7 protein-coding genes are annotated in these 10,890 nt (G+C 60.6%); 6 read left to right on the forward strand and 1 reads right to left on the reverse strand.

Going from position 1 to position 10,890, the window contains the following annotated elements:
* Positions 1 to 18: 18 nt before the first annotated feature.
* The 6 genes from HP547_RS08705 to HP547_RS08730 all read left to right on the forward strand — a co-directional run bounded on the left by HP547_RS08705 (position 19) and on the right by HP547_RS08730 (position 8,460).
* Positions 19 to 2,466, forward strand: a complete 2,448-nt coding sequence (locus HP547_RS08705; RefSeq protein ID WP_172286057.1) for an acyl-CoA dehydrogenase — start codon at positions 19 to 21, stop codon at positions 2,464 to 2,466.
* Positions 2,467 to 2,534: 68 nt separating this feature from the next.
* Positions 2,535 to 2,945 carry a PA2817 family protein gene (locus HP547_RS08710; protein WP_172286058.1) on the forward strand — a complete coding sequence of 137 codons (411 nt, stop codon included), beginning with the start codon at positions 2,535 to 2,537 and terminating at the stop codon, positions 2,943 to 2,945.
* A 448-nt stretch (positions 2,946 to 3,393) separates the two neighbouring features.
* On the forward strand, positions 3,394 to 3,942 hold the full coding sequence (locus HP547_RS08715; protein ID WP_172286059.1) for a fimbrial protein: 549 nt from the start codon (positions 3,394 to 3,396) through the stop codon (positions 3,940 to 3,942).
* A 93-nt stretch (positions 3,943 to 4,035) separates the two neighbouring features.
* Positions 4,036 to 4,791 carry a molecular chaperone gene (locus tag HP547_RS08720; RefSeq protein ID WP_172286060.1) on the forward strand — a complete coding sequence of 252 codons (756 nt, stop codon included), beginning with the start codon at positions 4,036 to 4,038 and terminating at the stop codon, positions 4,789 to 4,791.
* Between the two features lie 31 nt (positions 4,792 to 4,822).
* A complete protein-coding gene (locus tag HP547_RS08725; protein ID WP_172286061.1) occupies positions 4,823 to 7,318 on the forward strand; it encodes a fimbria/pilus outer membrane usher protein in 2,496 nt (831 codons plus the stop codon).
* Positions 7,319 to 7,374: 56 nt separating this feature from the next.
* Positions 7,375 to 8,460 carry a fimbrial protein gene (locus HP547_RS08730; RefSeq protein WP_172286062.1) on the forward strand — a complete coding sequence of 362 codons (1,086 nt, stop codon included), beginning with the start codon at positions 7,375 to 7,377 and terminating at the stop codon, positions 8,458 to 8,460.
* Between the two features lie 46 nt (positions 8,461 to 8,506).
* Here the strand turns inward: HP547_RS08730 and HP547_RS08735 are convergent.
* On the reverse strand, positions 8,507 to 10,890 hold a 2,384-nt coding region (locus tag HP547_RS08735), incomplete at its 5' end, for an RHS repeat domain-containing protein (protein ID WP_372242872.1).

Genomic DNA, 10,890 nt, shown 5'->3' on the forward strand with positions numbered 1-10,890 from the left:
TTCCAAGGAGGACCGATTATGTTGCTGTTGTGGTTGGTAGTGCTGGTGGTCGGCGCGGCGTACCTCACGCACCGGCGCCTGGCGCCCTTGCAGATCCTGGGCATCATGGCGGCGTATGTGCTGCTGATGGGCATTTTCAGCAGTGCCCCTGGCTGGCTGCTGACGTTGATCTGGATCGTGCTGGCGCTCAAAGTCGCCTTGGTCGCGCTGCCGGACTGGCGCCGCAAGGTATTCACCGGCCCGGTGTTCAGCTGGTTTCAGCGCACCCTGCCGCCGATGTCGCAGACCGAGCGCGAAGCGATCGACGCCGGCACCGTGTGGTGGGACGGCGAGCTGTTCAGCGGTCGCCCCGACTGGCGCACCCTGCTCGCCTATCCGGCACCCAAGCTGACGGATGAAGAACAGGCCTTCATCGATGGCCCCACAGAAGCACTGTGCGCCATGGTCAGCGACTGGCAGATCGGCCAGGACATGGACCTGCCAGCCGAAGCCTGGGCGCATATCAAGGACCATGGCTTCTTCGCCCTGATCATTCCCAAGGAGTACGGCGGCAAAGGCTTTTCCGCCTACGCCCACTCGCAGGTAGCCATGAAGCTGGCCACCCGCAGCGGCGACCTCGCCTCCACGGTGATGGTGCCCAACTCGCTGGGCCCGGCCGAACTGCTGCTGCATTACGGCACCGACGAGCAGCGCAACCACTACCTGCCGCGCCTGGCCCGCGGCGATGACATCCCCTGCTTCGCCCTGACCGGCCCGCTGGCCGGCTCCGACGCCGGCGCGATGCCCGACACGGGGGTCATCTGCAAAGGCCAATGGCAGGGCGAAGAAGTCATCGGCTTGCGGCTGAACTGGGAAAAGCGCTACATCACCCTGGGCCCCGTCGCGACGCTGCTGGGGCTGGCGTTCAAGGCATACGACCCTGACCACCTGCTGGGCGAACAGGAGGAACTGGGGATCAGCCTGGCACTGATCCCCACCGACACCCCGGGTGTGGATATCGGCAAGCGTCACCTGCCCTTGGGCGCCGCGTTCATGAACGGCCCCAACAGCGGCAAGGACGTATTCGTACCGCTGGACTTCCTCATCGGCGGCCAGGCCATGCTCGGCAAGGGCTGGATGATGCTGATGAACTGCCTGTCGGTCGGCCGCTCGATCTCCCTGCCCGCAGTCGGTACCGGCGCCGCCAAGTACACCAGCCTGGTCACCGGCCAGTACGCCAACATCCGCGAGCAATTCAATGTGCCGCTGGCGGCCTTCGAAGGCATCCAGGAGTCGCTGGCTCGTATCGGCGGCAACGCCTGGCTGATGGACAGCGCACGCCTGCTCACGGCCAAGGCCGTGGACCTGGGCGAAAAGCCCTCGGTACTGTCGGCGATCCTCAAGTACCACCTCACCGAGCGCGGCCGCGAATGCATCCAGCACGCCATGGACGTGCATGGCGGCAAGGGCATCATCATGGGCCCGAACAACTACCTGGGGCGCAACTGGCAAGGGGCGCCGATCTTCATCACCGTCGAAGGGGCCAACATCCTCTCGCGCAACCTGATGATCTTCGGCCAGGGCGCCATCCGTTGTCACCCGTTCGTGCTCAAGGAAATGGCCCTGGCCGGGCGCGAAGACCGCGAGCAGGCGTTGCGCGAGTTTGACGACTTGCTGATGAAGCACATCATGTTCGCCGCCGGCAACGCTGCCAGCACGCTGGTGCTGAACCTGGGCCTGGGTCGCCTGGAGCGCGTGCCCGGTGATGCCTTGAGCCAGGGCTACTTCCGCGCGCTCAACCGCCAGGCTGCCGCCTTCGCGATGATGGCCGACCTGTCGATGATGCTGCTGGGCGGCGCGCTCAAGCGCCGCGAACGCCTCAGTGCCCGCCTGGGTGATGTGCTGAGCTACCTGTACCTTGCTAGCGCTGCGCTCAAGCGCTACCACGACCTGGGCTCCCCTGAACACCTGCAGCCGCTGCTGCGCTGGGCCATGGAAGAAAGCCTGGGCCAGGCCGAGCGCGCGCTGGACCGCCTGCTCGACAACTTCCCCAACCGCTTCGTCGGCTGCGCGCTGCGGGTGCTGGTGTTCCCCTTCGGCCGTCGCCATACCGGCCCCTGCGATGAACTGGATGCCGAAGTGGCAGAGCTGATTGGGCGTCGCAAGGGCGACCCGGCGCTGGAAGAACTGCTGGCGGGCTGCTATCGCCCGCAGGGCGAAGATGACCCGGTTGCAGCCTTGCAAAGGGCCAGCGACCTGCTGGACGATGCGGCGCCAACAGGTAAAGCATTGCACCAGGCCATCAAAGAAGGAAAAGTACAGCCTGCACCTGGCCAGTCCGCCATCGACGCCGCCGTCGAGGCCGGCGTGCTGCAGCCGGGCGAAGGCCTGCGCCTGCACGAGGCCGAACAGGCGCGCCGCAAGGTGATCGATGTCGATGCCTTCGACAAGGCGCAGCTGCTACCTGAACCGGGCAAAGTGCGCTGACCCTTCGCGGGCAACTGGGGGCGGCGTATACTCCGCCCCCCGTTTCAGCCATACCGAGGACCCATTCCATGGCCACCCCCCACCTGGAATATCACCTGCAACTGCTTCAGCACCTGCGCACCATCCTGGTGGCACTGGGTGAAGCAGAGCAGGTGCCAGAAGAAAGCCACGCCCTGTTCCTCGAACGCTTCGACGAACTGCTCACGCTGTTGCCACAGGACCCGCTGGCAAGCCAGTACCTGGGCCAGGACCTGATCTGCCAGGTGATCCAGCGCTACCCGCAGATTGCCCATCTGGTCCCGCGTGACTTGTTGTGGTTCTTTGCCGGCGACTGCCTGCACTTCATGCCGGATGATGAGCTGGCGCTCTACCAGCAACTGGAAGAGCGTCGCTATGAGGCCGAACAGGCCGATGAACCTTTTGACTGGAACCAGGAAAAACAACTGCTGAGTTTCAAAGGCGGCGACAGCTCGCACTAGCAACCTTTCCCCGACGCCTCGACCCTGCACCGCGAGGCGTCTGCACCTTCTCGGCACCGCGCCACCTCTGCCTTGTCGCCAGCACACAACTGTTCTCCTGCGCTCGTCCGCCGCTCTCCCCGCTTGCCCCCCTTACATGCAATTACGTCATGCCCTCTGACGGTAACGCATCCAAATCATAATTCAGAAAACACTTATTGCACCCACAGCACTCAACACAGCATCGGTAAATATCCGCCACCACACACAGAAAATACAACAGCAAATAACCCCGCCCCCTATACATAAATAAATAACAAATAAACGGCTTAAATTCCCATTGAAATAAACCAAGTACCATCAATAGAATCAGCGCCGAAGCGCAGCAGTGGCAATGCATAACGCACCCACATATAGCCGTGACTTCAGCAGTACTCCATCACAACTTGACTCAGGAATTATCGAACCCATGAAACAATCCCTCGTGGCACTTTCGCTCGGCCTGCTTACCCTCACCGCAGGCACTTCGGCTTTCGCCAGTACCGGCACCAACCTGAAATTCGAAGGCCGCATTACCGCGGACGGCTGCCCGATTGAAATCGTCAATCCTGGTGACAACAGTTCCGTCAGCGTTGTCAGCCTGGGTGACGTGCCAGCCAGTAAGTTCGAGAACGTGGGTGAGGAATATGTTGGCAAACGCTTCGATCTGGTAATTCGCGATGGGGCCAAATGCGGCTTCGCTGACAATAGCGCTACCGTCACCTTCACCGGTACCGCCGATCCAAGCGGTGACTACTTCGCGGTGACAGGAGGCTCTGACGGCGCAAAAGGTGTGGCCATTTCGCTGCGTGATAAAGACAGCAAAGTCATCAAGCCCGGCACCGCCACTGATGCGTATGATCTGAATAACACCGGTGAAACGCGCCTGCCGTTTAACGCCTACTACCGCTCCATTGCGCCTACGGTGACCGCTGGCACAGCCTCTGCGATCGTGACCTTCACCGTCGATATCATCTGATAGAAAGCGCGCCCGGCCTGGCCTGGCGTGTCACTTCGCTTCGTTGCATCACCCAGGCGTCCTCGACGTCTGGGTCCCAAAGGAACCTCCTTCATGCCCGGCTTATTTCCAGCGGCGGCATGCCTGCGTCCGTTCATGGGCGCCTGCATGGCCATATTGCTGTACACCTTGCCCATTACCAGTGCCCAGGCGGCGTTGGCCTTGAACAATACCAGACTGGTGTTCCACAGTGACAAGCGCAATACAACGGTGGTCGTGCGCAATCCCAGCACGCAGACATATGCCGTGCAGACGTGGATCAACACCAGTGCCGATGACAATACAACCGCCGTACCGTTTCTGCCAGCGCCACAGTTGTTCAAATTGCTACCTGGCAAAGAGCAGCTTGTACAAATCAATGGACTACCCCGCACACTGCCCGACGATCGCGAGTCGCTGTTTTTCCTCAATGTCCAGGAAATACCCGAAGCCAGTGACGCGCCTGGCAATACCCTCAACATTGCGATGCGAACCCGCATCAAGATGTTTTATCGACCGCAGCAACTGAAAGATTCGTCCACCAGCCAATTGAAATCCCTGAAGTTTTCATTGATAGAAAAAAACGGTAAGCCCTATTTGCGGGTTGATAACCCCTCACCGTTTCATGTCACCTTCATTCGCCTGAACGTGCATGGCCCAGGGCAGCAACACAAACTAAGGAACACCGCCATGGTAGCGCCCTTCGCTGCACAGAATTACCCCGTTGACGGTATTACCCGAACCGCCGGCTTGCGCGCCGAATTTTCCGTTATCAATGACTACGGTGGATATACCACCCCGCTGACTTCACCTATTCATTTGCCCAACTAGGGCCGGCCTCGCAGCAACAAAGGACATCACCATGTTCCTCCCCTCACTACGCTGGTGCATTTCGCACAGCCCGCGCAGCGCACTGTTGCGCGTGTTGGGTGGCTCGGCCTTGCTCGCACTGCCGTGCGCACACGCAGACTCAGGGTTCCAGAGCGGCTTCCTGCGCCAGGTACCGGGCCAGCCTGAAGAGGTTGGCGTCTGGTCCCTGAGCAAACTCACCAGCGACCAGGCACTGGCGCCTGGCGTTTACCGCGTCAGCGTGCAGGTCAACCTCGAACCGGTCGGTCAACATGAGCTCGACTTCCAGCCGAACCCTGACGGCGAACTGCAACCTTGCCTTGCCGCAAAGCTGCTCGGCGAATGGGGCCTGCGCCTGGAAGCGCTGGCCAACCCGGATGATCAGAGCAAAGATTGCCTGGACCTCACGGCAGTGGTGCCGGGCGCGCAAGTCATCTTTTCACCGGGGGAGCTGCACTTGGGCATTTCAATCCCCCAGATCGCCATGCGCCGAGACAGCGCCGGGCAGGTCGACCCGTCTCGCTGGGAAAGCGGTATCAATGCCGCCTTCATCAGCTACCAAGCGTCGACCCTGCAAGGCAACAATCGCTACGCAGGCCGCTTCAACAGTGGCGACCTGTACCTGAACACTGGCGTCAATCTAGGCGAGTGGCGCCTGCGCAGCACACAATCCTGGCGCCACGACAGCCAGGGCGGGCGTGAATGGACCAGAGTGCAAACTTTCGCTCAGCGGGATATTCCGGGTACCCGTGCCAATATGACCCTTGGCGAAACCTTCACCGACAGCGACGTGTTTCGCTCAGTCCCGATCTCGGGTGTGCGTGTGGCGTCTGACATGAGCATGCTGGCCGACAATCAGCGCGGTTACGCCCCCATCATTCGCGGGGTAGCGCAAAGCCGGGCAAAGGTCGAGGTCTGGCAGAATGGCTATCCGATCTATTCGACATACGTCAGCGCCGGGCCCTATGCCATCGACGATCTCAGCACAGCAGGCAGTGGCGAGCTGGAAGTCGTCCTGACCGAGGCCGATGGCCAGGTACGGCGGTTCATACAGCCGTTCTCGACCATCAACAGCCTGATGCGACCGGGTGTCTGGCGCTACAGTGCAACCTTGGGGCGCTACAATCCTTCTTCTCAACTCGACACCCCCCTGCTCTGGCAGGGCACACTGGCACTTGGCACCCAGTGGAACACCACCCTTTACGGCGGGTTGATGGCAAGTGAGTTCTACCGCGCGGGCAACCTGGGCCTGAGCAAGGACCTCGGCAACTTTGGGGCGCTGGCCTTCGACGTTACTCAGGCATTCAGCACAATAGACAACACCCATGAGCGCGACGTGCAGGGTACGAGCTACGCATTGAAGTACGGTAAAGCGTTCACTAGCAATACCAACTTGCGTTTCGCAGGTTACCGCTATTCGACACAAGGTTACCGTGACTTCGATGAGGCGCTGCGCCAGCGCAGCAATGACGCAAAGTTCAGCGGCGGCCGCCGTAGTCGGCTGGAGGCATCGGTGCACCAGAGCCTGGGCAGGAGCAGTTCGATGACCCTCACCTTGTCACACCAGGACTACTGGCAGCGCAGTGCTACCCAGCGGCAGTATCAGTTCAATTTCAACACCCATCACCGCGGTGTCAGTTACAGCCTGTTCGCCTCACAGTCATTGGCCGACCGCTACGGCAGCGATCGCCAGTTCGGCCTGAGCGTGTCGATGCCATTGCATTTCGGCCGTCCCCTCAATGCCTCTTTCGGCCTGCAGCACAACGCCAGAGGCCACAGCCAACGCACTACGCTCAGCGGCAATGACACCGAACGCGCACTCAGCTACAGCGCCAGCCTCAGCCGTGACGAAAGCGACCGTAAAACTGCAGCCCTGTCCCTCGGCCACCAGGCGCCCTACGCAAGCTTGAGTGGTGGTATTACCGAGGGCAGCGTTTATCGCAGCCTGTCGTTGAATGCCAGTGGCGCTGTGCTGCTGCACGCGGATGGGCTGGCATTCGGTCGCTACCTGGGTGATACCGCAGCCTTGGTCGAAGTCCCCGGCGTGGCCGATGTCGGCCTGCAGAACGCGGTCGGCACCCGCACCGATGCCCACGGCTATGCACTGCTGCCCCACCTGCAACCTTACAGGGCCAACGCGATCGTGCTGGAAACCGACCGCCTGGACCCTGATGTGCAAATCGACAATGGCACCGCACAAGTGGTGCCACGGCGAGGTGCAGTGGTGAAACGACGCTTTGAGGCCAGCCGCGTCTCGCGCCTGGTGCTGACCCTGCACGGCGCGGGCGGCCAGCCCCTGCCCTTTGGTGCCCAGGTGCTGGGTAAAGACGGGGAGCCGATCGGCATGGTTGGGCAAGCCGGCGTAGTCATGCTCACCAGCCCGAGTGTGGATCACCCCTTGCTGGTGAGCTGGGGCGACCAGCCCGAGGCCAGTTGCCAGCTACACGTCGACCCGCTGGCCGCTCCGCTGGTCGACGGTTATCGCCTGCAAACCCTCACCTGTATCTAGCAAATCAATCGCACGGCAGCCTCGCAAGTGGCTGCCCTACGCGCTTCAGGAAAGCCATGAAAGACATCAAGAAAAACCTGCGCCGAGCCTTGCTGATGGCGCTGGTCTGGCCAACAGCTCAGGCTATGGCAACGTCCGACCGAGACGAGCGGTGCTGGTTCGACCCCCTGCGCAGCGCCGGGATCATGCAATATGAACGGGACCTGGGCACCCTCTACGTCCCGCGCGACGCGCGGATCGGCAGAACGATCGCCACTTTCGGATCAACGTCTCTTCCTGACAGAAACCTTTTGGTCCTTACCTGTGATCCCAAGGGCAAGCGAATCAACTTCGACATGGCAGCCTCCTTCGGTGTTCACCCCCCCATAGCCACTGTTGACAGCCACCTTTCGGATGCGCCTATCCTGAACACCAGCATCCCAGGCGTCGGCGCAATCATAATGATGGGGCTTCCGTTTCAGGGGGGAACCGACCAATTCAACCCGGAACCTTCACCCTATGTGCCATTCACCTCCTGGTACGAGCAAGTGAGGTTGGCCCCCGTCGAGATGTTCTTTTTTAACCACACGCTCACCTTGGTCAAGACGGGCGACTTGTCACCTGGGATCCATGTAGTGGACGGCCCACTGATCACTGGCCACGTGGATACCGGCCTGGGCAAGGTACTCGAATTCAGCCTGCGGGCATCGATCATCCAGACCCAGTGCGATGTACTCGCTGCGACCAGCGCCTTACCGGTGGATCTCGGCGAATGGAACACCAAAGACTTCACCGGCCCGGGCTTCACCACGACCGCGAAGCCTTTCCGGATTCGCTTGAGCAATTGCCAGGTGGATAGCGATCCGGACAATGAGACGTTGGCCACCATCGAGCTCCATGGCATCAATGGTTCAAAGCCAGTAGGCCCCGCGGGAGAACACGTGTTCAGCCTGACCGACGACTCCGATGCACGCGGCGTGGGCATCCAGATGCTCTACGCCGGGAAGCCGATGCAACTGGGCACGGAGCACGAACTGATACCCTTGAAGAAGGGCGAGGTACCCTTGGACTTCGAGGCTCGCTTCTATCAGCTGGAGGCGAGCAGCGCAGTAGGTGCTGGCCTTGCCAAAGGGGCCCTGAACTTTACCATTCGCTACCGCTAGCAAAACAAGGCCGGCCATGACACCGGCCTTGCTTCAGCGTAAGCCCTCAGCCAGATGAGGTCCCGGACAGGACGTTCTCGGGGTCGTAATGATAGAGGCAGTGTTCACCTGTGGAGGTCTCGACCCCCAGCAGGCGGTTGAGTGAGTCATAGATCAACACCCGGCCTTGCTCATCCCTGATCAAATTGCCATTCAAGTCGTACTCCAGTTCGACAGGCAGCAGCGGGGCAGGTGGGACGATTCTGGTCAGTTGCGCCGGGTCGGCGATATTGGTGAACTCGTACCGCGTCAGCTGTGGGCGGTCTTCCTCCGGGCTCTGGGTGCTGACCGAGATGATGTTGTCGACCGCATCGAAGCCGAACGTCTGGCGGGCAATAACCTTACCGGAGGGGTCGACAGGCGCCGCGGGGCCCGTGCAGGTGTATATCTGCAGCCTACCACGCCGATCATACTGGTATGTTTCGTGACGCAGCAGCTTGGCGTCGCTCGGGTCAGCGTTCTTGTCGAGCTCTTCCAGGATTCGATAGTTCAGGCAATCGAACTGGTCATAATCCTGCTTGAGGGTTTGCAGGGTGTCGCCAAAATCGAAGGTACGGAGTATCTCTCTGTCGAACTCGTCATATTCAAGCCGGGTGGTCAACGCCTGCCCCGTCACGACATCCTGCGTGGAGTAGGACGCCATGCGCCCCTGCTCGTCATACTCGAACGTCGATATCAGCAACAACTGCTGCGCTGCTGGTTCACGACGCATCCGGTAGCGGGAGTTCGCAGCCACCGGCGCGCTCAACGTAGTTTTCACCAGGCGGCCGAAGTCGTCATATTCGTAGCACTGCATCTGGTTCAGCACATCCAGGTAACCGCGCAGGCGACTGCGGTAGCTGTAGTCGTAAACCATGGTGAAGGCTTCACCCTCCACGGTCCGCGTCTCTGTCCGGACCTCACCATTGCCGAGGAAGTAGTCACGGTCCATGAGATAGCGGGTGCCATCGTCAGCACTGTTCTCTTCGCAATGCCTCAGCCTGGCGTTTTTAGGGTCGTAGTCATATTGCGCGGTTTTTCCGGCCAACACCCGCGTTACCGGCTCCTCACTGAGCGAGGGGTCATACTGGTATTCGATCACCCTGCCGTCAGCCGCTCGCACCCTGCACGGTTGCCGTTCGCCCGGGGCGAACTCGAACACCTGTCGCCGTCCGCCTGTCGTCGCCATGATGCGCCGCTCGAGGCCATCGAATTTCTGCAGACCGAGCAACCGCGCCGTCGCCTCGGAACTACCCACGCTGATGCTTTCAGGCAGGTCATTGCGACTATGAAGGGCGTACGTACGATAAACCTTGTTGGCACGGTCCGGCAGGTCATGTTGTAGAACACGGTCAAAAACGTCATAGCGATATTGGTCGATGCGCTGGCCGGTACCGCTCCCGCGTTTTTCCGCGCTGAGGCGACCGAGGCCGTCGTATTCATTGACCTGCAGACTGACAACAGTACTGCCGTCGAGGGCAAAACGCTCGATCCGCGACGGTTTTTCAAACAGGTTTTGCCAAGTTTCGGTGATACCGCTACAGCGTACTCCACCCACTTCTCGCCAGGTGCGGTGCACCGGGCCATCCTTGCTTGCCACCTGGTCGACTTCCTCGACCTCGGTCACACCCTCGGGCAGCGTGACACTGTACTGCTGACCCCAGCCGTCGTAGTGGTAGGTGCTGGTCAACTCGAGCAGGCGATCACCCAGCCAATCGATCTCTGTTTCTTTCGACAGCTGACCGAGCTCGTCGTATTGCGCGCGATAAATGGGCCGGGATGCACCGGCGAACGTGGCGCTGTCCCAGTCTTCGCGCTCTTCGAAGACCGGGCGACTGAGGCCGTCGAACAGGGTATGGGTCTCTACCTGCTTGACATCGGACGCCCATTGCTGAGCCTGCTCGTTGTCGTAAGCGCACAGGAAATACTTATACTGACGGTAAGCCTCGGTTGGCTTGCCTAGCGCAACGATTTCAACAACCACTCGGCGCAAAGCATCGTATTCATAGCGGATTTCGACATCGTTATCGTCCCGATTCAGCACCGGCTCACCCGTGTCAAGGCCATGCTGCAAGGTAATGGTCTTGGTTTCGCCGTCAAAACCTACCTGCGTTTGCAGGGTCTGCAATGCACGCGTGTCGTCAGGCAGGCTGTAAACGTAATGCGTAGCGGTGTCGAGGGCCTTGCCCGGCTCGTCGCCCGGGTAACTCAGGGTCTGCAACTGCACTCGACCATAGCTGAATGGCTCGGCAGGGGCGTCACAATACACCCTGGCCACTTTTTCGTGGAATTCGCCAGGCTGTGCGCCAGGCTCGCTCAGTGTCTCGACATCGACCAACCGCCAGGCTTTCTTCAGGTAGCCGCCCAGCGGCGTCAACTGCCTGTACTGGTACTGCTGGATCAAGGTACGCG

Origin of the sequence: Pseudomonas sp. CM27 (assembly GCF_013179515.1) — a bacterium.
Classification (GTDB): Bacteria; Pseudomonadota; Gammaproteobacteria; order Pseudomonadales; family Pseudomonadaceae; genus Aquipseudomonas.